This window comes from Alcanivorax profundi, assembly GCF_003597125.1.
Taxonomy (GTDB): domain Bacteria; phylum Pseudomonadota; class Gammaproteobacteria; order Pseudomonadales; family Alcanivoracaceae; genus Alcanivorax; species Alcanivorax profundi.
The window spans coordinates 474,432-495,225 of record NZ_QYYA01000002.1 but is presented as its reverse complement, the minus strand read 5'-3'; the positions used below and the strand labels follow the sequence as shown (position 1 = coordinate 495,225).

At 57.8% G+C, this 20,794-nt stretch carries 20 protein-coding genes; 5 read left to right on the top strand and 15 right to left on the bottom strand.

Annotated features, from left to right (window positions below):
• Positions 1-78: 78 nt before the first annotated feature.
• Positions 79-2,064 carry a hydantoinase/oxoprolinase family protein gene (locus D4A39_RS07540; RefSeq protein ID WP_119917801.1) on the bottom strand — a complete coding sequence of 662 codons (1,986 nt, stop codon included), beginning with the start codon at positions 2,062-2,064 and terminating at the stop codon, positions 79-81.
• 134 nt (positions 2,065-2,198) lie between these two features.
• Here D4A39_RS07540 and mutM point away from each other — a divergent pair, with 134 nt between their 5' ends.
• Entirely contained in the window at positions 2,199-3,008 is an 810-nt protein-coding gene (gene mutM / locus D4A39_RS07535) for a bifunctional DNA-formamidopyrimidine glycosylase/DNA-(apurinic or apyrimidinic site) lyase (RefSeq protein WP_022985728.1), read from the top strand.
• Positions 3,009-3,144: 136 nt separating this feature from the next.
• Positions 3,145-3,519 carry a hypothetical protein gene (locus tag D4A39_RS07530; protein WP_022985727.1) on the top strand — a complete coding sequence of 125 codons (375 nt, stop codon included), beginning with the start codon at positions 3,145-3,147 and terminating at the stop codon, positions 3,517-3,519.
• Between the two features lie 80 nt (positions 3,520-3,599).
• Here D4A39_RS07530 and D4A39_RS07525 read toward each other — a convergent pair whose 3' ends face one another.
• Together D4A39_RS07525 and hemW are read right to left on the bottom strand one after the other, a co-directional pair.
• The gene (locus D4A39_RS07525; protein ID WP_119917800.1) at positions 3,600-4,373 is read right to left on the bottom strand and encodes a TetR/AcrR family transcriptional regulator; all 774 of its coding nucleotides are present in this window, start codon (positions 4,371-4,373) and stop codon (positions 3,600-3,602) included.
• A 65-nt stretch (positions 4,374-4,438) separates the two neighbouring features.
• Positions 4,439-5,587, bottom strand: a complete 1,149-nt coding sequence (gene hemW, locus D4A39_RS07520; RefSeq protein ID WP_031226605.1) for a radical SAM family heme chaperone HemW — start codon at positions 5,585-5,587, stop codon at positions 4,439-4,441.
• 137 nt (positions 5,588-5,724) lie between these two features.
• Between hemW and D4A39_RS07515 the strand changes: the two genes are divergently transcribed.
• The gene (locus tag D4A39_RS07515; protein ID WP_022985724.1) at positions 5,725-6,180 is read left to right on the top strand and encodes a YaiI/YqxD family protein; all 456 of its coding nucleotides are present in this window, start codon (positions 5,725-5,727) and stop codon (positions 6,178-6,180) included.
• Here D4A39_RS07515 and D4A39_RS07510 read toward each other — a convergent pair.
• From D4A39_RS07510 to metX, 4 genes are all read right to left on the bottom strand, one after another.
• Positions 6,171-6,848, bottom strand: coding sequence for a hypothetical protein (locus D4A39_RS07510; protein WP_102790489.1), 678 nt, complete (start codon positions 6,846-6,848; stop codon positions 6,171-6,173). The two genes, D4A39_RS07515 and D4A39_RS07510, sit on opposite strands and share 10 nt — an antisense overlap.
• Positions 6,849-6,932: 84 nt before the next feature.
• Positions 6,933-7,529 (bottom strand): RdgB/HAM1 family non-canonical purine NTP pyrophosphatase, encoded by a 597-nt coding sequence (gene rdgB / locus D4A39_RS07505; protein WP_022985722.1) that lies wholly within the window; start codon positions 7,527-7,529, stop codon positions 6,933-6,935.
• A 56-nt stretch (positions 7,530-7,585) separates the two neighbouring features.
• A complete protein-coding gene (gene metW / locus D4A39_RS07500) occupies positions 7,586-8,176 on the bottom strand; it encodes a methionine biosynthesis protein MetW (RefSeq protein ID WP_022985721.1) in 591 nt (196 codons plus the stop codon).
• Positions 8,169-9,344 (bottom strand): homoserine O-succinyltransferase MetX, encoded by a 1,176-nt coding sequence (gene metX / locus D4A39_RS07495; protein WP_102790490.1) that lies wholly within the window; start codon positions 9,342-9,344, stop codon positions 8,169-8,171. The genes metW and metX overlap by 8 nt, the downstream gene beginning before the upstream one ends.
• 121 nt (positions 9,345-9,465) lie before the next feature.
• Here metX and D4A39_RS07490 point away from each other — a divergent pair, with 121 nt between their 5' ends.
• Both D4A39_RS07490 and D4A39_RS07485 read left to right on the top strand, forming a co-directional pair.
• Entirely contained in the window at positions 9,466-10,767 is a 1,302-nt protein-coding gene (locus tag D4A39_RS07490; protein WP_022985719.1) for an MFS transporter, read from the top strand.
• A gap of 90 nt (positions 10,768-10,857) precedes the next feature.
• A complete protein-coding gene (locus D4A39_RS07485; protein WP_031226603.1) occupies positions 10,858-11,469 on the top strand; it encodes an outer membrane beta-barrel protein in 612 nt (203 codons plus the stop codon).
• A 290-nt stretch (positions 11,470-11,759) separates the two neighbouring features.
• On the opposite strand, the gene D4A39_RS07480 is transcribed toward D4A39_RS07485, so the two are convergent.
• The 8 genes from D4A39_RS07480 to trmB all read right to left on the bottom strand — a co-directional run bounded on the left by D4A39_RS07480 (position 11,760) and on the right by trmB (position 20,612).
• The gene (locus tag D4A39_RS07480; RefSeq protein ID WP_119917799.1) at positions 11,760-12,569 is read right to left on the bottom strand and encodes a hypothetical protein; all 810 of its coding nucleotides are present in this window, start codon (positions 12,567-12,569) and stop codon (positions 11,760-11,762) included.
• The gene (locus tag D4A39_RS18835; protein ID WP_438502572.1) at positions 12,566-13,234 is read right to left on the bottom strand and encodes a CatB-related O-acetyltransferase; all 669 of its coding nucleotides are present in this window, start codon (positions 13,232-13,234) and stop codon (positions 12,566-12,568) included. Before D4A39_RS18835 ends, D4A39_RS07480 begins: the two co-directional genes overlap by 4 nt.
• Positions 13,224-13,967 (bottom strand): phytanoyl-CoA dioxygenase family protein, encoded by a 744-nt coding sequence (locus D4A39_RS07470; RefSeq protein WP_022985715.1) that lies wholly within the window; start codon positions 13,965-13,967, stop codon positions 13,224-13,226. The genes D4A39_RS18835 and D4A39_RS07470 overlap by 11 nt, the downstream gene beginning before the upstream one ends.
• Positions 13,964-14,641, bottom strand: coding sequence for a sulfotransferase family 2 domain-containing protein (locus D4A39_RS07465; protein WP_119917798.1), 678 nt, complete (start codon positions 14,639-14,641; stop codon positions 13,964-13,966). Before D4A39_RS07465 ends, D4A39_RS07470 begins: the two co-directional genes overlap by 4 nt.
• The gene (lanM, locus tag D4A39_RS07460; RefSeq protein ID WP_158586921.1) at positions 14,638-17,793 is read right to left on the bottom strand and encodes a type 2 lanthipeptide synthetase LanM; all 3,156 of its coding nucleotides are present in this window, start codon (positions 17,791-17,793) and stop codon (positions 14,638-14,640) included. Before lanM ends, D4A39_RS07465 begins: the two co-directional genes overlap by 4 nt.
• Positions 17,783-19,513, bottom strand: a complete 1,731-nt coding sequence (locus D4A39_RS07455; protein ID WP_119917796.1) for an ABC transporter ATP-binding protein — start codon at positions 19,511-19,513, stop codon at positions 17,783-17,785. Before D4A39_RS07455 ends, lanM begins: the two co-directional genes overlap by 11 nt.
• A gap of 68 nt (positions 19,514-19,581) precedes the next feature.
• Positions 19,582-19,749, bottom strand: a complete 168-nt coding sequence (locus D4A39_RS17760) for a hypothetical protein (protein WP_022985711.1) — start codon at positions 19,747-19,749, stop codon at positions 19,582-19,584.
• 146 nt (positions 19,750-19,895) lie between these two features.
• Positions 19,896-20,612: a tRNA (guanosine(46)-N7)-methyltransferase TrmB gene (gene trmB, locus D4A39_RS07450; RefSeq protein WP_022985710.1), complete on the bottom strand. Its 717-nt coding sequence runs from the start codon at positions 20,610-20,612 to the stop codon at positions 19,896-19,898.
• Positions 20,613-20,794: the final 182 nt, after the last annotated feature.

Sequence of the window (20,794 nt, the reverse complement as noted above, 5' to 3'; positions counted from 1 at the left end):
GACCGTGGGGATAGGCGGTGGGGCTGCAGAGCGTTACCTGAACCGCCATCCTGATCGCGCAGAAAGGCCGGAGGTCGCTCAACCATGGGATGCCCCGCGTTCCAGCAACAGGTGCCCCAGCGCGTCGACAGTGGCCTGCCAGCCTGGTGCAAGCCAGGTGGTGCCGACAGCTTCGGCAATCAGGGCCGGGCCTTCAAGGCGCTGGCCGGCACCCAGCGATTCCCGCTGGAAGAGGGCGACGGGAGTATCGATACCGGGCAGTTGGGCGTGCCCGGACGGTTTACCTGCCTCGGCGGTGAGCGCGGGGCTGTCTGGCGTCTGGCTGTTGGCCAGCACCTGCACACGCAGGTTCACCTGCTGAACGGGGAGGCCGAGGCGATGCCCAAAGCGTTGCTCGTGGGCTGCATGAAAGGCGCTCTCCCGCTCGGCAGGGTCATCCCGCCAAATGACCTGCAGCACGGAAGATTGGCCCCGGTAGCACATCTCCACAAAGGTCTGGAATTGCAGATCCAGCGCGTCAACGCCCTCGGCCTGCAGTTCCTGGCTGCCCTGTACCTCGAGCTGCTGGCGAAGAGCCAGAAGCTGGGCCTCACTGGCGTTATCAGCCAGGGCTTGCAGCAGTTCGCGCTTGCGGGGTGCGTAAACCAGCCCTTCCGCGGACAGCACGCCAGCACGTTGCGGCACGATGGCACGGCGCATACCCAGGTTGTCAGCCAGGGCGCACACATGCAGCCCCCCGGCACCACCAAAGCTCATCAGGGCAAAATCTGCCGGGTCATGCCCCTTCTGGATGGAGATCACCCGCAGGGCCTGGGTCATGTGCTCATTGGCCAGGGCCAGAACGCCCTCGGCGGTTTCCTGCACACTCAGCCCCAGCGCCTTGCCAAGCCGGGCCATGGCGGCGTTGGCCGCGGCCACGTCCAATTGCAGGGAGCCGCCAAGCGCAAAGGCTGGTTGCAGGCGGCCCAATACCACATTGGCATCCGTCACGGTGACCTGGGTGCCGCCCTGTCCGTAGCAGGCCGGCCCCGGGGAGGCGCCCGCGGATTGCGGGCCCACGTGCAGCAGGCCTGCCTCATCCACGTAGGCCAGCGAGCCGCCCCCGGCACCAATGGTATGCATGTCGACCATGGGCACGGCCACCGGGTAGGGGCCGATGCGCCCCTGCTGGGTGAGACGAATGGCGCCATCGAGCAGGGCCACGTCCGTTGAGGTGCCGCCCATATCGAAAGTCATCAGGTTCGGTTGTTGCAGTTGCTCGCCCAGTCGGTGGGCGGCGGCCAATCCCCCGGCCGGGCCGGAGAGCAGCAGGTTAACGGCCTGTGCGGCAGCCTGCTCGGAGGCAATGGTGCCGCCGTGGGATTGCATGATCGCCAGTGGGGCTGGGCGCGTCGCCTGCTGCAGGCGTTGCAGGTAATCGGCCACTTTGGGCGACAGCCACGCATTCAGCCAGGTGGCCAGACCGCGTTCATATTCGCCGCGAGTGGCGACAATCTCATGGGAAGTACTGACACTGAGCCCGGCGTCGCGCAGGGCCTCGGCCAGTTGCTGCTCGTGTTCTCCCTGCAGATAGGCAAACAACAGGCAAATGGCCACCGACTGCGGATCATGCTGTTTTATCCGGGTGACCAGATCGGCAATCTCGTCGCTGGAGAGCGGCTGAAGTTCGTTGCCCCGGGCGTCCAGCCGTGCGTTGATGCCTTCAACGGGCAAGTCGGTCAGGGCAGAGGCGGCAGGCGTGGGAGTCAGGTTATACAGCTCGGCCCGATTCTGGCGGCCGATGCGCAGGATGTCTTCGATACCACTGTTGGTGACAAAAACGGTGCGCGCGCCTTTACCTTCCAATGCTGCATTGGTGGCCACCGTGGTGCCATGAACAATGGCCAGTTCGCCGGTGGCCATGGCCGCCCCCATGCCCAGTGCCTCGATTCCCTGCAAGATCGCGCGCTCCGGTGCGTCCGGTGTGGACAACACCTTGTGAATGCGTGGCTCCCCATCGCCGAGCAACACAAAATCCGTAAAGGTTCCGCCGGTATCGACACCGAGCCAGTATGAGAGAGGCATAAAAGTGAACAGTGAATAGTTAACAGTGAACAGCGAAAACAGGGCTAACGGCGAACCTTCGTGATGCTACCATACCGGAAGCGAGTGGATGCTAGCTATTCACTGTTAACTATTCATTGTTCACTGCTTTTGCCATGCCTGAATTACCCGAAGTTGAAACCACCCTGCAGGGTATCCGTCCTCATCTTGAGGGGCGGGTGTTGCGGGGTGTGGATGTGCGTGAGGCGCGGTTGCGCTGGCCGGTCAGCGAGGCCCTGTATGCGCTGAAAGACTGCCCGGTGCTGGGGCTGAAGCGGCGAGCCAAGTACCTGCTGATACAGCTGGCCGAAGGGCAGTTGCTGATCCATCTGGGGATGTCTGGCACCTTGCGGGTAGTGGAAGCGGGGACCCCGCTGCGCAAGCATGATCATGTGGACTTGCGACTCGATGACGGCAAGGTGTTGCGGTTCAATGATCCTCGCCGGTTTGGCACGGTGCTGTTTCAGGCGGGCGCGGCAGATCACCCGCTGCTGGAGAAACTGGGGCCGGAGCCGTTGGGGGACGACTTCACGGGCGAGCGGCTGTTTGACCGCTCCCGTGGCCGCAAGGTCGCGGTGAAAAGTTTCATTATGGATAACGCCACGGTGGTGGGTGTGGGCAATATCTATGCGCAGGAAAGCCTGTTCCTGGCGGGTATACATCCCTCCAGGGCGGCAGGAAGGGTATCCAGAGAGCGTTATGATCGCCTGGCTGAAGCCATTAAAGCGGTGTTGGCGAAGGCCATTGAAGCGGGCGGTACCACACTGCGGGATTTTACCCGGGCAGACGGGCAGCCGGGCTATTTTGCCCAGTCGCTACGGGTATATGGGCGGGCCGGGCAGCCGTGCATTCAATGCAAAACCGTGCTCAAGGCAGATCGCCACGGACAGCGTAGCACCAGTTATTGCCCGCAATGTCAGCGCTGATCAACGATTGAACAATTTCCGTATTGCCGGGCTTGGTGCAAAGGTGTAGATTGTGATGCAATTGTCGGAATATTAACGACTTAGCTGAAACAATGTCAGCGATACTTTAACTATAAGAACGCAAGAGGGACTGACCATGAAGCGAGCAAAGCGCCCGGTAGTGGCATCTGCACTCGCCGCCACCATGATGCTCACCGCAATGGCTCCCATGCCGGCTGTGGCTGGCACCATGGCGGGAGATCGTCCGGGGGAAATCGCGATGATTGCCGACACCATTATCGCCCGCCCGGTATTGCTTGCCTCCACCGTCGTTGGGGCTGGGTTGTTTGTGGTGACTTTGCCCTTCAGCCTGCTCGGAGGGAACGCCGGAGAGGCAGGGGAAGTGCTGGTGATGAATCCTGGCAAAAACACCTTTGTGCGTTGCCTTGGCTGTACGCCAGCCCAGCATGAAAGTCTGAGGGCGGAAAAGGCGACCCGTGATGCGTCTGAGGATGTTGCCAGCGCAGATTAATTTGGCGAGCCACGCTGAAATAAAAAAAGCCCGGCATATGCCGGGCTTTTTTGTGGCTTGCGTCAAAAGGCGTTTGCCAATCAGCCGCAGGCGCGGTCGCTGTCCAGGTTCAGGCAGCCGCTCTTGTCGCTACAGAGGTCGCCAAACAGCGCATTGCACAGCTCTGATACCTTGCTGTTCAGTGCAGCATCGTCGAAAGGGTTCTCGGCGAGCGGCTGCCATTGCATGGCATTGAGTTGCAGCTGCACGTGTCGCAGCAACATCCGGTAAGGATCGTTCAGGGCATACATGTTGAGAATGCCTTCGGCATGAATCAGGGTGTGCATGCCAATCGTCATGGCCCACAGGCCAACGCTGAACGTCAACGGCGCATTCCCGTGGCTTTCGAGTTCGCCGTTGTCCATTGCTTCCTGCACAACGCCTTCGACCATGCGACCGATGGGCTGGTGTGCTTCCAGAAGCTGATCACGGCGATGGGTCGAAGCGGCCTGCCAGACCACATCGGTCATGACGTATTGCTCGAGCCGGAAGTGCTCAGGATGGTGTTGGGCAAACAGGGCAAAAGCCACGGAGAAGCCCATCATTTTGTCGCGGCTGCTAAGGGAAGAGTCCGCGACCCGCTTGAAATACTCGCGTCGAGTAGCAGTAAGCTCCGTACAGACCGCCATGAGCAGGTCTTCCTTGGAGGCGAAGTGGTGGTATAGCGTGCCGGTAGCGAAGTTGCAGCTACGCGCAATGGCGGCCATCTGGATACCCAGCAGGCCCTCGTTGCACAGCTGCTGCCGTGTGGCTTCAATAAACAGTTGTTCGCGTTCTGCAAGGGCCTGTTCGCGCCCGCTTCGAGTTTTAATCATGGTGAAATTCTTGTCTTGTCCGTATGACTAGTGTGGTTACCCGGGCACTAATACGCAAGCGCCATTCACAGCGTATTGGCGAGGGTTTCCAGCACTCCATTCAGATGTTGCAAACCGGTACGGGTGCATTTGATATGACCTTGCTCCATGGCAATGAGCCCCCGGTATTGCAAATCCCCCAATAAGCCTTCCCATTCTGCCGTATTCACCCCCGTCCTGTCCGCTATCACCTGTAACGATATGCCACCGGTGAGGCGTAATCCGTTAAGTAGTGCCTCAAATGAACGATCAGCACCGGTCACAGGCTGTAACTGGCGACGACTTTGGGCCGGGTCGGCGAGGTAATCTTCCGGTTTACGGGTTTTCTGGAAGCGCAGAATGGCATTATCCGCTGCCTTGGTGAGCTTGCTGTGAGCCCCGGCACCGATCCCCAGGTAGTCACCAAATTCCCAGTAATTGCGGTTGTGGCGGCATTCAAGGCCCGGTCGTGCAAAGGCGGACACCTCGTAACGGTGATAATTGTGCCTGGCCAACAGGGCGAAACCGGCCTCCTCGGTGTCGGCCATGCTGTCGCCGTCCGGTTGCTGTGGCGGCGAGCGGTAAAAGACCGTGTTGGGTTCGATGGTGAGCTCATACCAGCTTAGATGAGTAGGCTGCAGAGCAATGGCCTGTTCCAGGTCGGACAGCGCCTGCGCCTGACTCTGGCCGGGCAAGGCGTGCATGATATCCAGATTCAGATTGTCGAAGCCGGCCGCCCGGGCTTGTGTGGCGGCACGCACCGCGGCACTGGCATCGTGGATACGCCCCAGTGCCTGGAGGTGACCGTTGTTGAAACTCTGCACCCCGATGGACAGCCGATTGATGCCCGCTTCCCGGAAGCCCTCAAAACGGGCGGCCTCTGTGGTGCCGGGGTTGGCCTCCAGGGTGATCTCGGCATGCTCGGACAGAGGCAGGCGGGCACGGATACCGGCAAACAGCTCCCGGTAAAACGCGGGCGACATCAAACTGGGGGTTCCCCCACCAATAAACACCGTCTCTACCGGCCGCTCCCCTGCCAGTTGCAGATCCTGCTCCAGGTCCACCAGCAAGGCCTGCAAATAGGCCTCTTCAGGCAATTCTCCGCGCTCATGGGAATTGAAATCACAATACGGACACTTGCGCACGCACCAGGGCGTGTGGATGTAAAGGGAGAGGGGGGGAGGGGTGAGAGGCATGGAGGTCAGTTAACAGTGAATAGTTAACAGTGAACAGCTAAATTCACCGGCTTGGGGTATGGTAGCAAACCGTCCGGGCGAAGTGTGTGTTTTGCCTTCGCTGTTCACTATTCACTGTTAACTATTAACTGCTTTTTATGCATATCTGGGTTGATGCCGATGCCTGTCCGAGGCCGGTGAAAGAGGTCTTGTTCAAAGCAGCGCAGCGGGTGCAGGTGCCGTGCACCCTGGTGGCCAACCAGGCCATTGCGGTGCCGAGGTCGGCGCTGATCCGCTCCATTCAGGTGGGGCAGGGGTTTGATGTGGCAGATAACGAAATTGTCCGCCGATGTGAACCGGGGGATCTGGTGGTCACCCAGGATATCCCCCTCGCTGCGGAGGTAGTGGCGAAGGGCGCAGAGGCCGTGACGCCCCGGGGGCACTGGCTCGACAAGGATACCGTGCGCGAGCGCCTGAACATGCGGGACTTCATGGAAGAGATGCGCTCAGCCGGGATGGAAACCGGTGGTCCGAAAAGCTATTCCGCCCAGGACAAGGGGCGGTTCGCCAATGCACTGGATCGTTGGTTGGCACGTCACCGGACTCAGAAGTAGCCCATTACCCCGATTTGCCCCCAGCTTTCATCCTGGCCGCCATCGCGGCGAACGTCTTCGCCGGCCCAGCTGTGCTGCCAGCCGGCGTAGAAACTCAGTCCTTCGATGGCGTTCCAGGTGAGCTGCAATCCGGCCTCAAGATTGTTGAGTCCGTCGTTGGCCTCACTGGCATAGCCATCGTCATAGGTCTGGGTAAGCCGCAGGTCCACGATCACGGTTTCCCATAGTGGTGTTTCGGCGATGGCAGAGAGGGCGTAAAAACGACCGCTGGCCTGCTTGCTCCAGGTGCTGTCCAGAGCCAGCCGGATCAGCGTAGTCAGCCTGCGCGATACGCCGATGCCGACCTCGACATCGTCGGGATCCTGAGGGTGGAACTGCAGGTAGCTGACATTCAGGTAGGGGTTCCACTCTCCGAAATAGGGGGCGTATTCGGCGTAGAGGGTGTTTTCGCGGTAGTCGCCGCCGGCCTCCCAGGCTTGCCAGACTCCGGCAGCGATATCCGCCATCACCAGATCGCCGCCGACGCTATAGAGGCTGCTGCCATCCAGATTGTCGCGACCTTCGGAAATATATTGGCTCTGCCACTGGGTTTGCAGGCTGCCCTGCAGGCCAGCGGCAAACAGTGGCGCCGGAAGGCTCAGCAGGGTGACGATGACACGTAAAGACACGGCACAGCTCCTTGTGGCGTGGAGTGAAAGTCAGGGTAACCCGTTCGCCGTGAAACGAAAATGAGAGCTGCGGGCCGTGTCGTCCTATGGCTCGCGTTTCAGCTGGGTGAGCAAGGCGGCCATGGCCTTGCCGCGATGGCTGAGGGCGTTCTTCTCTTGCGGATCCAGTTGTGCTGCAGTGCAACCCTTTTCCGGAACGAAGAAATGAGGGTCATAGCCGAAGCCCTGTTCCCCCTGGGGCTCCAGAACGATTTCGCCGTCCCAGGTGCCCTGACACAGGATCGGGGTGGCATCGTCTTCATGTTCCATCAATGCCAGCACGGCCACGTAGCGGGCGCCCCGGTTGACGTCGGGAAGATCGGATAACAGCTCGACCATCAGTTTGTTGTTCTTGGCGTCGGTGGCGCCGACCCCGGCAAAACGGGCAGAGAACACGCCGGGGGCACCGCGCAGGGCATCGATTTCGATCCCGGAATCATCGGCAATGGCGGGCAGGCCGGTATGCTTGCAGGCGTTGCGGGCCTTGATGATGGCGTTTTCCACAAAGGTGGTGCCGGTTTCGTCCGCTTCCGGCACATCGAATTCGCTCTGCGGTACCACCTCGATATTCAGTGGCGAAAGCAGCCCTTGCAGTTCTGCGAGCTTTTTCTTGTTGCCAGAGGCAAGAACGAGTTTTTCCATGGAGAACTCCTGCGTTGTTAGCTGCGTGCGTCTAACTGCGTAGCACGTAGCTGTCTTTATGCCTTGACTCGATAAATCGCAATTTCGCCGAACAGATTGGGCCACCACTTGCTCAGTATGCTGCGGCGGTGCTCGCGGTTGATCACCTGTCGCTCGAGAATCTGAATGCCGTGTTTGCGACAATGGGTCTCGAAGTCCTGCACGGTGCACAAGTGAATATTGGGCGTGTTGTACCACTCGTAGGGCAGTGCGGAGGAGACAGGCATGCGGCCCTTGAGCCCCAGATAGGCACGAATCTTCCAGTGGCCGAAGTTGGGGAACGTGATAATCGCCTCGCGGCCGACCCGGACCATTTCGTTGAGGATCTGGTCGGGCCGTAATACCGCCTGCAGGGCTTGTGTCATCACCACATAATCAAAGCGATGGTTCTGGAAGTTGCCGAGCCCACCGTCCAGATCCTGCTCCAGTACATTCACCCCTTTCTCGAAACAGGCGGCCAGATTGTCCTGATTGATCTCCAGGCCGTAACCCTGGGCCTGCTTGTGTTCACCCAGCCAGGCCAGCAGGGTGCCGTCACCACAGCCGAGGTCCAGCAGCGTGGCGCCCTTGGGGATCCACTGGCTGATCAGTTGCAGATCATCACGCATGGTCTGACTCCGCGGTGCTGCCGTGTTCTATCTCGTTGGCGACTCTGTGCATATACGCCCCGAACAGCTTGGTGTATTCCGGGATATCCAGCAGGAAGGCGTCATGGCCCTTGGGGGTGTCGATCTCGGCGTAGCTGACGTCGCGCCCCGCGTGTACCAGGCCATCGACAATTTCGCGGCTACGCTCCGGTGCAAAGCGCCAGTCGGAAGTGAACGACATCACCAGGAATTTGCAGCTCGGCTTGCTGAGCGCGGTTTCCAGGGAATGCTCGAAGTCCCGTGCCGGGTCGAAGTAATCCAGCGCTTTGGTCATCAGCAGGTAGGTATTGGCGTCAAAGTTGCGCGAGAACACCTCACCCTGGTGGCGCAGGTAGGATTCCACCTGAAACTCCACATCAAAACCGTAGTGGAAGCGGCCGGAGCGCAGGTCGCGGCCAAATTTCATGCGCATGGCATCATCACTGAGATAGGTGATATGGCCCACCATGCGCGCCAGAATCAAGCCCTGACGTGGGTAGGTGTCGTGCAGGTAGTAGCGCCCGCCATGGAAATTCGGGTCGGTAAGAATCGACTGGCGGGCCACTTCGTTAAAGGCAATGTTCTGGGCCGACAGTTTCGGGGCCGCGGCAATCACCACCGCGTGGCTGAGACGGTCCGGGTAGTCGATGGACCATTGCAGGGCCTGCATGCCGCCCATGCTGCCACCAATCACCGCCGCCCAGCGCTGAATGCCCAGCACATCGGCTAGCCGCACCTGGCTGTTCACCCAGTCCTTCACGGTCATCATGGGAAAATCCGGCCCCCAGGGCTGACCGGTTTCCGGGTTGATTGCCGATGGGCCGGAGGAGCCGTGGCAGCCGCCGAGATTATTCAGACATACCACAAAGAAACGGTTGGTATCGATCACCTTGCCGGGACCAATACAGGTATCCCACCAGCCCGGACGCTTGTCCTTCATGCTGTGGTAGCCCGCCGCATGATGGTGACCGGACAAGGCATGGCAGATCAGCACCGCGTTGGACGCGTTGCGGTTCAGGGTGCCGTAGGTTTCATATACCAGTTCGTAGGACGGCAGGGTTCGACCACACTCCAGTTCGAGCGGGGTGTCGAAATGGTGTGTTTTTGGCTCCACCAGACCCACGGAATCTGCGGGGATCTCTTGCGGCATGATGACTCGCTTACATAGGTTGTCGCAAAGTCTAAAGCTCGACCGGTGGGGGCGCAATGCAGGACCGGTAACCGGCCGTGGTAACATGGCCCTTTGTGGAAACGGGAAGGGACCATCTTCTATGGCATCCGACAAATTGCTCGATACCCTTTATCAGAAAGTTGCCAATGATGAGGATGCCCGCACCTGTACCGACATTTCGGATGCGGCCTGCCGGGAGGTACCGGGTAACTTCTTTCGTATCATCAGTGCCAATACCCTGACCAAGATCGGTGATCTGCTGATCAATCCGAAAACGGTGCTGGCGTGGTTGATCGGTGCCGTCGGGGCGCCTGCTTCTCTGGCGGGGTTGTTGGTGCCGATTCGTGAGTCTGGGTCACTGATCCCGCAATTGATGATTGGTGCCCTGGTACGCCGCTACCCGGTGCGAAAGGGCTTTTGGGTGCTGGGGGCTGCTCTGCAGGGGGTGGCTGTGCTTGGCATGGCAGCGGTGGTGTGGTGGCTGGACGGTTTGCAGGCGGGACTTGGGGTAATCGGCCTGTTGGTGCTGTTCAGTATTAGCCGTGGCTTCTGCTCGGTGGCCATGAAGGATGTGCAGGGCAAGTGCATCCCCAAATCACGGCGGGGGCGCCTCACCGGGTTATCCGCCACCTTGTCCGGTGCGCTGACGTTTGCGCTGACACTGCTGCTGTTTCGCGGCGATAGCGACCCATCCATGCTGTTCTACAGTGCGTTGTTGGCGGGGGCCGGCGTGGCCTGGTTGGTTGCTGCCCTGGTGTTCTGGCGGGTGGATGAATACCCCGGAGCCAGTGAGGGTGGCAGTAATGCCCTTAAAGAGGCTTGGGCTAGCCTGTCGTTGCTGAAAACAGATCGTCCATTTCGACGTTTCGTGCTTGCCCGCGCCTTGTTGATGGCCTCTTCGTTGGCATCCCCTTTCCTTGTGCTGCTGGCTCAAGATCAGTCAGAGCTGGCACTGATGCTGGGTAGCTTCGTGCTGGCATCGAGCTTGGCCAGCGCAGTAAGTGCAACAGTGTGGGGCTACATGGCCGACAGCTCCAGTCGTGCGGTGATGATCCGTGGTGGCGCTTTGGCGGCGCTGGTATGCCTTGGCGCGGGTGGGCTGTCACTATCCGGCTGGCAGCCAGATGGGGTGCACTGGTTCTATCCGGGCGCATTTTTTGTTCTCGCTATCGCACATGCAGGTGTTCGTATCGGACGCAAGACCTATATGGTGGATATGGCAGGGGGAACCAAGCGAACAGATTACACGGCCGTCAGTAATACCGTGATCGGGGTTTTGCTGCTGGTGGTTGGTGTGTTCAGTGCGGCGGTGGCGACGCTGGGAAATGATTGGGCGCTTGTGGTGCTGGGGGGTATGGGAGCAGCAGGGGTCCTTTGTGCGATATCGCTTAAAACCGTGTAAGTAATATCCTAAAGCTATATGGGGAGACTGCCTGCGTTGCTATTTTGCGCTAAGGTGAGTGGTTTGTTTGTCATCCTTTCTGGGGGAAAAATGAAGAAGACGTTAGTGGTTATGCTTTGCTCATTGGCAGCGAGTGGTGTCTGGGCCGAAGAAAGCCCGAGCCGGGGTTTGATGGTTGGGGCAGGAGTAGGGATCGATACCGGTAACTTCGCGGACGAGCTCGAAGACGAGCTGGGTTCGGGCTTCAATGTTGATGATGATGGCGCCAACACAGGGGCGGACCTGTATGTCGGGTTTGCCTTCGGCGGAGCCTCATCTGTACGCCTGGGCTACCGGAAATTTGGTGAGCAGGCAGGTGAGGTCAGCTTCGGTGGAGCAAAAATCGGAGAGTATGAAGTGGATGCCGATGGCCTGTATCTGGCTGCGGATCTGATGTTCCCTGTAGCGGATACCGTGTACCTCGGTGGCACATTGGGACTGCAACGGTGGGATGGAGAGTCCACTACTCGAACCGCATCGGGCACTTCCAGAGCCTCCAGTGAAGGGAGTGACTTTTTTTATGGTGTGCGCGGCAAGTTTCTGTTCAATCAGGGCAAGGCCGGTGTCGTTGCGGGCTATACCTTGTACCGCTTCGAGGATGAGCGTGGCGATGAGCTCGAGTACGACAGCATCAGCCTGGGGTTAGAAGGCTACTTCCGCTGATGTCCTTGTCACTGGTCTCGCCGTTTCTGGTGATACCGGCCTAGATCCGATCCTCTCTGTCGTTGATGTTGGCCAGCCTGGTGCTGGCCAACATCGTCAGTGCCAAGGTATGGAGCACATGACGGAGACCTCAAGCCGCAATGTGATGATTCCCGGCGGCCTATCCTTTCTTGATGTTTTCACTATACGACGGCTTGCGCTAACAGGATTGCTTTCCCGGGTGATGGGGTTTTCTTCTGTTTTCCGGCATTACCTGAGGCTCAGGTGTGGCGTGCGGGAAAAAAGGGGGGCTAGGTAAGTTCGGGGGGTAAGCCAAAGAGTTGTTCTGTGGATTCGAGCGTCATGTTGATGCCTTTGACCAGGCACCAGCGAGAGGCATTTCCTTGCGCCTGAACCCGTGCGCCATGGTAAGACCAGGGGGTATTCATGAAAATGGCAATCCGCCCTGGCTGAAATGGAATCAGCGTGGCCGCCTCCGGAGCGCAGGATTTCACATGATCCGGCGCGCGCTTGGCCATGATCTCTACCCCTTCGCGGCCAATGATTTGTGGTCCACGAAACAGCCTGGTGCCCCAATCCGGCAAGGCGTTTTGTTCCGGATCAAGATAGAGGATCAGGCTGTAGAGTCGATTGGGCCAATCCATATGTGTTGGCAAGGTGCTGCCCGCAGCACGAATATTCAGGGCGCCACTGGTTGCCCAGGGTTGCAGCTGAATCAGGTCTTGCATGCTGTCTGCACGATGCCCAAAGAGGCGCTGGTATAATGACTGTCTTGCTGGGGCGAACAACGTATGGATCGCGGTCGCGACAACATCATCAAAAAGCGCATCGTTGCAGTGTTGCCAGAAGACTTTACGCCGACTCTGCCATTGCGCCAGTTCTTCACTTTTGTCCCAGATCTGGAACGCCAGTAGTCCATGTCCGGCATCACTGAATTGTGCTTTCCCGGGCAGGCATTGATACGCCTGCAAAATGAATTCCGAGGACAGTGCCCCATCGATGATGGTGTGAGGAAAAGGTTCGCGAATAACATTTGCCCGCCGAACACTTTCCAGCAAGCGAGCATGCTCACGGCGAATCAGCGGATCGAGCGTAGTCATGATTGCCAGTACGCGTTGGCAATGGTCAGCGCCTTGGCCACATCTTTGCGTGGCAAGGTGCGGACAATATGCTGCGGAAGTTCCCACCAGCGGCTGGCGATCAGAGCCTCACGTGTCGCTTCGTCGAAGCGGTATTTCAACACTCTGGCAGGGATGCCGCCTACAATGGCATAGGGGGGAACGTTCTCGGTGACGACGGCGCCGGCTGCAATGCAGGCGCCATGACCAACGCAAATGCCTTGCAGTATGACCGCATTGTGGCCGACCCAGACATCACACCCGATCACAGTGGGGTAAACGCCAGCCCGGTAAATATCCTCCGGGCCCATCTCTCCGCCCATTTCCTGCTCCAGATCCAGCATCCCGGTTGTCAGCATGTCAACGTTGTGGCTGACTGCGCCGAGAGTGGCCAGGGCGCTGATGGAGCTGTGCCGCCCAATAATGAGGTTGGTTGGCATCTGGGTCCGGCACTGATAGTACGCATTGCGCCCCATCAGCAGGTTGAAGGGCTGATAGTCGTTGCTGACTCTGCTTTGTTTTTCCAGGAAACAGGCTCGCTCGTGATCACCATCAAAGGCCGAGAGAGAAAGCTCTTCCGGATGAAGCCAGTCGGCGTAACTGGCCAGTGCTTTCAGACGGTTCAGTTTTTGTTCGTTACTGATCATCGGGTTTTCCATGGGGCCACAGTAAGGATTGCGGGATAGAGCCAAAGGGTGTTCCCGCCAGCTGGAGTTGGGCCAGCGGCGAATGGATATGGGAAAACGCGACGCTGCGTTGAGCCTCTCTGCCGACGATTCCCTTGCGGTGTGTGACGGAAACGTCAAAAACGATGGCGGTTCCGGCGCATCCTTCAATGTTTTCGTAGGGAAGATTGGCGCCACTGCATAGACACGGGTCCTGATAGCTAACCTGATTCTTCCATTGTTCAAGCCGGGTCCTGTGATTGCGATAGTGAGTGCCTGACTTCACCTGAATGGCACCATTGTTTGTTGTTACATCGGAAACATAAATCATCAAGCGAAGAGAAAGTGTTGGATCCCAGTGGGGGTGATGATTGCCGGCCCCCCGGCGATCATGTTTATACGTATCTTCGCAAATTGAGGCGAAATCATTCCGGCTGTCACGGCATTGAAAATACAGTTCTCCAAGCTGGCGAAACCAGTCAGGGAAAAGGCATTGATGCAGTGTTGTCAGTTGATGATTGAGCAAATCAATCGCTCGGGCGGGAAGAATTTTTTCGCCATCCATGGGGGGGGCGAGTTTGAGGCCTGCCAGAGATTCGGAAAAACAGCGATGGTGCTCCTCTGCCAGCGCCATGGAACGGTCAGCATAGAGGCCGGGGAAAACCACGACGCCCTTCTCTCGTAATGTTTGGGTTGCCTGCTGAAGATTCATCATGACTTATCAAGCTCCCAGTCCAGTCGGCGGCTTGCATAATCATACAGGGCAAATTCCCGATGAAAGCGTACTCGGAATTGTTCCCGGTAATGAGCAAGGTCGATAATGTTTTCTTCTCTTGGGCTGGTGTTTTCAAACGGGATCGAAGGGGTTGGCTTCCCCAGCTTTACCGCCAGAAGCTCCAGGGAGTCAGCAAACCGCTCGGTGAGTCCAATCCACAGAAAGCGTTGCTCGAGCCAGCCCTGAATGTGTTGCTCGCTGGCGCTCCACAGGTCGAAAGGAAGCCCGAGATAATTGAATATTTTTGGGTTTTTAAGGGTGTCTTCCAGATATTTTTCTACGTCAATTTGGCCAAGATCGCCCAGCCTGCGACGGAAATAATAGCCGGACAAAACCATTTCCATGGGGTCGCGCAGCATGGTAATGAACTGGGTGGCATCAGGATAGTAATCGAGAGCCCCAATGGCCCACTGATGATGATAAAAATGCCCATGGACACAGGCGTTTTGTTGGGCTGCCGCTTTCTCCGGAGGGCCCTCGGGATCGTCGGGATAATGCAGAAAGAGTCGATCCTTGAAAACACTTCTCAGGCAGGTCGTAAAGCTGGTTCCTGCGCATTTCGGGATATGGATAGAGACCAGTAGCTTGTCAGGGTTGTACTGCAGCATGGTCATTCCTTATCCAGCACCAGTAGTGAAGGTAGCCGATCCGGCTGTTCCAGTCTGAGGAGGGTATAGCCGATGCCAGCCATCCCCGTCATCATCCCCGGCTGCATGCTCTCCCCTCCGGGAATTGCCCAGCTGAGCTGGGACTGATGGCGCTGTAACATTCGTGATGCCAGATGGCCTGCCGTTTGTGGCTCGCCCAGAAGCAGCCACATGTCGATCAGTCCGCAGTTTCCCATGGAGAGATGATCCCATTGCATGAGTGGCCGGTCACGCAAACGTTGCAGGGCCAACTCGGCCGTCGGGCTGAAAGTTCCGGTCAGTTTCTTTACCCGGTCGAGGGCAATGAGGATTCCGGCTGCACCGTGGGCCCAGCCATCACTGTCGGCAGGTGCGTTATGCTCTGCAGATACCTTCCAATTGCGCTTTTCAGGGATCCACTGGTGATCCAGGAATTCCACACACTTCGTTATCGTGCGAAGCGCATGATCAGCCTGTGCTACGCCCGGGAAGGCATCCAGCAACTGACAGAGTGCAGTCAAGGGGCCGGCTATGCCATGTCCTGCGCCTGTCTGAAATGCGGCGGGGTTGTTGTCATCGTAGCGGCCGTGATCGGGCCAGCCGACCAGCCTGGCAGGAGGCCCGGTCATCACACACTGACGGAGTAACTCTGCCAATGGCATTGGCTGTGGTGCTGGCAGGTTGGTGCGCATGGCGACACTGGCGCCAGCCAACCCACTGATCCAGTCCGCGCTGCTGCCTGACGGACGAAATTGCGCTGAGGAAATGCCGTTACGCAAGGTTGCCAGGCCCGTTTTGAGCGTGGGCATCTCAATCAGTTGCAGGGCGTGTTGCAAGGCAAATAAAAGAGCGGTACGACCAACCAGGCCTCCGTGGCGATTATCAAGTTCTTCGCTCCACGTAGCAGCACTGTCGAGTAGGCCGGTAAAGATATTTTCGCTGAGCTGGTAAAACCGTGACGCTTGGGTTCGTTGTGCCAGAGCGGCAAAGAACAATCCCATCCCGGCCTGCCCATCGTAAAGGCTGGCGCCGAGCGCCCGAACCGTACTGGGGCGATCGACTCCAAGGGATTGCGGGGCGATCCAGGTTGGCTGGAACCCTTGCGTCTGCGGCTGCGCAACCGCCATCTTCAGCAGGGTATCGCCAATATGAACCGCCGCTTCCAAGGCTGACGGTGTGCTGTCCGTGCGCTGCCTGGCGAGGGGTAGATCTGTTGGCTCAGGGTCGCTTCGGGTAGTGAACAGGCATGCCTTAATCAGACTGGTCTGGAAAGCGACTTCAGCGTCGGATAGCCGCATGAAGCGTTCTTTGATGGCATCCAGGCCGGATTGGGAAAAGAGAGTGACAGGGCCGCTGGCGCCACCGTTCCAGGCTGTCGCATTTACTGGCAGAGTGAAGTGGGGAATGTCTCCGTTTTGCAGGGCTCGCTTTTCTACTTCAAGGAACGGCCATACGTGTGGGCAAGTGTCATGGCTCAGAAAGGTCGCGGCCAGACACTCCTGCTCAATTTCGGCGTCGATCAGTGTCAGGGAATAACGGGGGTGGCGAACAGCCTGTTCCAGCGTGGCGTAGAGCGTGGTATCCCTGACCAGAAAACGGACCTGACAGTCTGCCAGTAATTCGCCCAGTTGCTGGTTCCATGCGGTTGAGTCAGCCAGGCGTCTGGCAGCTCCAACGAGGCTGGAAAAACCAGCGATAATGCTTTCCTCATATTCACAGGGCGGCGGAAGAGCTGCGCTACTGTTGGCGCTTTCAACCCGAACCCACTCGGTTTTCAGTGCCATTTGATCTGTATTAATGTGAGTCCAGCAGTGTGTCTTCAGGTCGGTGAGATATTTTTTTCCGGCTGAAATACCACTGATCTGTATCGCGGTGCCATCGCCGTACGAGAGCCACCGTGGCAACAGGCCTGAACGTAAAACCGTGGCGTCTTCGGCCCGTGCGCCAGTCATCGCCGAACCTGTGCCGCTGCCGGAGGTGGCGGTGGTGAGTGGTACGGGGGACGCCAGCATCTCGGCATCGATGATAACGGGGCCTTGTTCAGCCGCCATCACATTTTCATCGTGAAGGTCCGTGCCAGCGAACATCCATGCCGCAAAAATTACTTTGCCAGCTTGCCGATAATACTGTTCGGGGTTACCGGTCTGCGCATGGATCTCTGCAGCCCAGCCATGTCCCTCACCGCTCAGCATTGGGGGGACAATATCAGCTAGTGAGGTATCCAGTTTTTCACACAACTGCGCAATGCAGCTTTCCAGTTGCATTTCGCGCGGCTTGTAATACAGCGCCTGATGCGCGGAGAACTCGACACGCATCACGCTCTGTCCGTTGTGATGACGATCTGACAGGCCACACCGCACGGCGGTAACCGGTTTGTCGGGCGCGATGCCAAACCGCTGTTTCAGCGCGTGTCTGTCCTCTGCAAGATGGTATGACAGTTGGAGCTGGTTATCTCGCCACTGACAAAGAGCGAGGCTGGCCAGCCGGGTAGCGTAAGCATATTTGAGAAGGAAAGGGGCGATGTCGCCGTCACGCAGGTTGTTGATGAATTGGTTGTAGAGTCCATCCCCCGGGGCGCCCGTCGCCGTTGATGCCAGCCGGAACAGGGAGAATTCATGTTCAAGGCAACGTGCCAGGTTGGCAGAAAGGCGTTGGAGCAATTCTCTGCAAAGTGCGGCTCTTGCCTGGGGAGAAAACTGGCTTGACCATTCGGGGCACTCTTTTATGAGGGTTGCGCGGTATCTTGAAACCACAGGAGCCAACAGGGCTTCAAACGGGATCGGGTCGCTGGCATCCAGGAAGGCAGCGCCTTCAATATCAACGCTCGCCAGCATGATGGTATTAGCCATCTCCCAGGCGGTTTCCGTCCAGGCCGCGCACGGGACGTTCTCTCGCAGTGTGCCAGGGCGCAGGCGATCCAGCAGACTGCCCGCATTCAGAGTGTAGTGATCCCATTGCAGTCGTTTTGACAGGCTTCCCGGAGAGAAACGGTCTAGTACTTCCTGCCATCGTTGCAGGCGTCGCGTAGCGGTCTTGCCGCCGCTCTCGCTCATATCCGCCTGTAACCATTCGCCGGAAAGGTGCTGAGCCAATGTCAGCGTTCGTGCCGTGAGGGTGCGCTGAAAAGCGTCAGTGTTCATCTTCGCTGTCATTGGGCTGCGAGGGGGTTGAGGCCGCGTCAAGCAGTTGTCGATAAAGCGGGGAGTGATTCAATAGATGGGAATGGGTCCCTTGTGCCGCCACGCTCCCCTTTTCCATCAGAACAATCCAGTCGGCATTACGGATGCTGTCCAGGCGATGAGTGATGATGAAGCGGGTTTCCCCTTGGGGGCGTGCCAGAAAGCGTTTCAGAATGGTGCTTTCGTTGATGCGGTCCAATTGTGAGGTGGCTTCATCCAGAATCAGCACAGGCTTGGTGGTTAGCCACGCCCGTGCAAGGGCTACACGCTGGCGCTCGCCACCTGACAGCCGCTCGCCAGCCTCTCCGCAGAGGGTTTGCAGGCCGGCGTCATGCTGGGCAATGACGCTGTCGACCCGACACGCGGAAAGTGCATCAGCAAGCTCAGCATCGCTACAGAGGGGAGACGCGAAGCGGATGTTGTATTCCAGAGTGTCATTGAAGATACCTGTGCGTTGTGAGAGGTACAATGTCTGCCGCATTCGCCCATTGGCGTGGACCGGGTTACCGTCATAGCAAAGCCGCCCTTCGGCAGGGTGAATGACCCCGGCAAGGACTTTCATTAAAACGGATTTTCCCGCCCCGCTCTGGCCAACAATGGCAACCGTGCTGCCTGTGGTGACATCCAGCGTGACATCCTTGAGCAGGCTTTCTCCTTCCTCGCTGTACACGCTGACATGCTCAATGGAAATTGACCGCGAGGGGGCGGGTGCCTCGGCCTCCGGATCAGGGGGCTCCAACTCCAGTACTTCGAGGTTCTGAATGTCGGTCTTCGCCTGAATGAATGCGGTATACAGCAACCCTACCGCTTGAAGCGGGGCAAACACCTGAAGCATGTACATATTCACCATGACCAGATCCGCTACGCTGGCGTGCCCGTTCTGCATGTCTCTGACTGTCAGGAACAGCATCAACCCAAGCCCGGAATGCACAATCAGCGACTGAATGATTTTGCTTCGTGACAGGTGCTGTTGTTGTGCTCTCCAGTGTTGGTGTAGCGAGTGCTGGCGAGAGAGAAGGCGCAGACTTTCGCTTTCGGTGTTTTCGAATTGCTGTACGATTTCATGATTTGCCAGACTGTCGCCAATCATTGCGTGCACTTGATTGTCGGCCTGGATTCGTTGGGCATAGAGATTTTTTTGGGTGTCGGCGATGTGCATGGTAAAACGCACATAGACCGCCAATGTGACAACAAGAATGGCGAAAAAGGCCAGCCCCTGAGACCAACCCAGAATGATGGCTGCGATGAGGCAGTAAAGCGCATTAGGCAGAAGATTGAACAAGCCGACACTGCTAAGTGATTCCAGGCTCCATGCTGCCCGCGTCAACATCTGGGTGAGCTTGGGGGAGGCATGGCGGGAGTGGAAACCGTTGGTCTTGGCGTGCAGTGCTGCAAGGGCCTGGGCCATGAACTGCCGTTGAACCCGCTGTATCAGCGGTAAAAACAAAATTTGTCTCACTTCATCTGTCACCACCACTGACAGCGAGGCAAGCACATAGCCGGCCAGTAACCAGAACACAATGTCAGTTGTGTCGTGGCTATCAAATTGAGAGACCAGTGATGCAAACAGTAATGGGATGCCGGCCTGTAGAGCCCGGGAGGACGCCAATAACCCCAAGGTAGATACTGAGGCGAGGGCGTGACGGTACAGGGTATCCCTGATCAGACGATAAGCAAGCATGGCCTGGCTGGAATAGAAAATAAAAAGGCACCCGAAGAGGGTGCCTGTCTGCTGTCAGTGTAAACGGATCAGCAAGTAATGTTTCTGGACTGGTTGATGCAGATTGCTTCTTCGCTTCCCATAGTGGGCTTGAACACCGTTTCCAGCAGCTTGCTGTTTACGGTTTGCTCGGCCTGCTGGTCAATAGTTTCAGCCGCAACCAGTTCTGCTTCGATATCATCTTTGAATTCAATCATTGTCGTTCCCCTTGGGCTGGTTTATTCGAAATTTTCATGCCGAAAGTGTGAGCCGGCTCATGCTTCAGTACTCTTTATAATAGATACCAGTCGCCCAGGGGGGATTCAATACCTTAAATGGGGTAGAAATACCATTCATCTATTGGTTAGCGTTTTTCATACAAAAGATCCCATACCCCATGCCCCAGTCGCTCGCCGCGGCGTTCGAATTTGGTTTCAGGGCGCCACTCAGGACGGGGGGAGAAGGTGGCATTGCCTGCCAGATTGGTAAAGCCTTCCATGCGGCTCATCACTTCCACCATGTGCTCTGCATAGTTTTCCCAATCCGTTGCCATATGCAGCATCCCTCCGGGCTGCAGCTTCTGACGCACCCGCTCGACCCATGCCGGCTGCACGATACGGCGTTTATGGTGCTTTTTTTTGTGCCAGGGGTCAGGGAAGTACAACTGCACCCGGGCCAGGCTGTTGTCAGGAATACACAGTTCCAGAATCTCCACAGCGTCGTCACAGTAGCTGCGCAGGTTGGACAGGTTCTGCTGCTCGATTTCCATCAGCAGAGCACCGACGCCGGGTCGGTGAACTTCGATACCGATGAAATCCTTGCTCGGGTCAGCCTTGGCCATGGCGGCAAGGGATTGCCCCATGCCGTAGCCGATTTCCAGCACCCTGGGCGCGTCGCGGCCAAATACGGCCTGCGGGTTCAGAAGGCCGTCATCACGCTCCAAACCAAAGGTGGGCCAGAGCGAGTCCAGGGCATTGCGCTGACCTGTGGTCAGGCGCCCTTCGCGGAGAACAAAGCTGCGCACCTTGCGCATGACCTTGCCGGTTTCCGGGTCTTTATCCTGTTTGATGAAGTCGAGCATGGTGATCTGCTGGCGAGTGGTGGGGCCGTAATTGTAGCAGAAAGGCGGGGCGCAAAGGCGTTCACGTGTTGTTGATCAGGTTAGGGGGATAGTCGATAGCGTTACCCCATGGCAAAAAGATAATACTTCCCCCTGGCATCGACTCTTCCCCGGAGCGATGCCATTTTTTTTGCTGTTTCGCG

Coding starts and splice junctions, on each gene's coding strand:
- D4A39_RS07540 (WP_119917801.1), bottom strand. CDS start 2,064: ATGCCTCTCTCATACTGGCTCGGTGTCGATACCGGCGGAACCTTTACG.
- mutM (WP_022985728.1), top strand. CDS start 2,199: ATGCCTGAATTACCCGAAGTTGAAACCACCCTGCAGGGTATCCGTCCT.
- D4A39_RS07530 (WP_022985727.1), top strand. CDS start 3,145: ATGAAGCGAGCAAAGCGCCCGGTAGTGGCATCTGCACTCGCCGCCACC.
- D4A39_RS07525 (WP_119917800.1), bottom strand. CDS start 4,373: ATGATTAAAACTCGAAGCGGGCGCGAACAGGCCCTTGCAGAACGCGAA.
- hemW (WP_031226605.1), bottom strand. CDS start 5,587: ATGCCTCTCACCCCTCCCCCCCTCTCCCTTTACATCCACACGCCCTGG.
- D4A39_RS07515 (WP_022985724.1), top strand. CDS start 5,725: ATGCATATCTGGGTTGATGCCGATGCCTGTCCGAGGCCGGTGAAAGAG.
- rdgB (WP_022985722.1), bottom strand. CDS start 7,529: ATGGAAAAACTCGTTCTTGCCTCTGGCAACAAGAAAAAGCTCGCAGAA.
- metW (WP_022985721.1), bottom strand. CDS start 8,176: ATGCGTGATGATCTGCAACTGATCAGCCAGTGGATCCCCAAGGGCGCC.
- metX (WP_102790490.1), bottom strand. CDS start 9,344: ATGCCGCAAGAGATCCCCGCAGATTCCGTGGGTCTGGTGGAGCCAAAA.
- D4A39_RS07490 (WP_022985719.1), top strand. CDS start 9,466: ATGGCATCCGACAAATTGCTCGATACCCTTTATCAGAAAGTTGCCAAT.
- D4A39_RS07485 (WP_031226603.1), top strand. CDS start 10,858: ATGAAGAAGACGTTAGTGGTTATGCTTTGCTCATTGGCAGCGAGTGGT.
- D4A39_RS07480 (WP_119917799.1), bottom strand. CDS start 12,569: ATGACTACGCTCGATCCGCTGATTCGCCGTGAGCATGCTCGCTTGCTG.
- D4A39_RS18835 (WP_438502572.1), bottom strand. CDS start 13,234: ATGATCAGTAACGAACAAAAACTGAACCGTCTGAAAGCACTGGCCAGT.
- D4A39_RS07470 (WP_022985715.1), bottom strand. CDS start 13,967: ATGATGAATCTTCAGCAGGCAACCCAAACATTACGAGAGAAGGGCGTC.
- D4A39_RS07465 (WP_119917798.1), bottom strand. CDS start 14,641: ATGACCATGCTGCAGTACAACCCTGACAAGCTACTGGTCTCTATCCAT.
- lanM (WP_158586921.1), bottom strand. CDS start 17,793: ATGAACACTGACGCTTTTCAGCGCACCCTCACGGCACGAACGCTGACA.
- D4A39_RS07455 (WP_119917796.1), bottom strand. CDS start 19,513: ATGCTTGCTTATCGTCTGATCAGGGATACCCTGTACCGTCACGCCCTC.
- D4A39_RS17760 (WP_022985711.1), bottom strand. CDS start 19,749: ATGATTGAATTCAAAGATGATATCGAAGCAGAACTGGTTGCGGCTGAA.
- trmB (WP_022985710.1), bottom strand. CDS start 20,612: ATGCTCGACTTCATCAAACAGGATAAAGACCCGGAAACCGGCAAGGTC.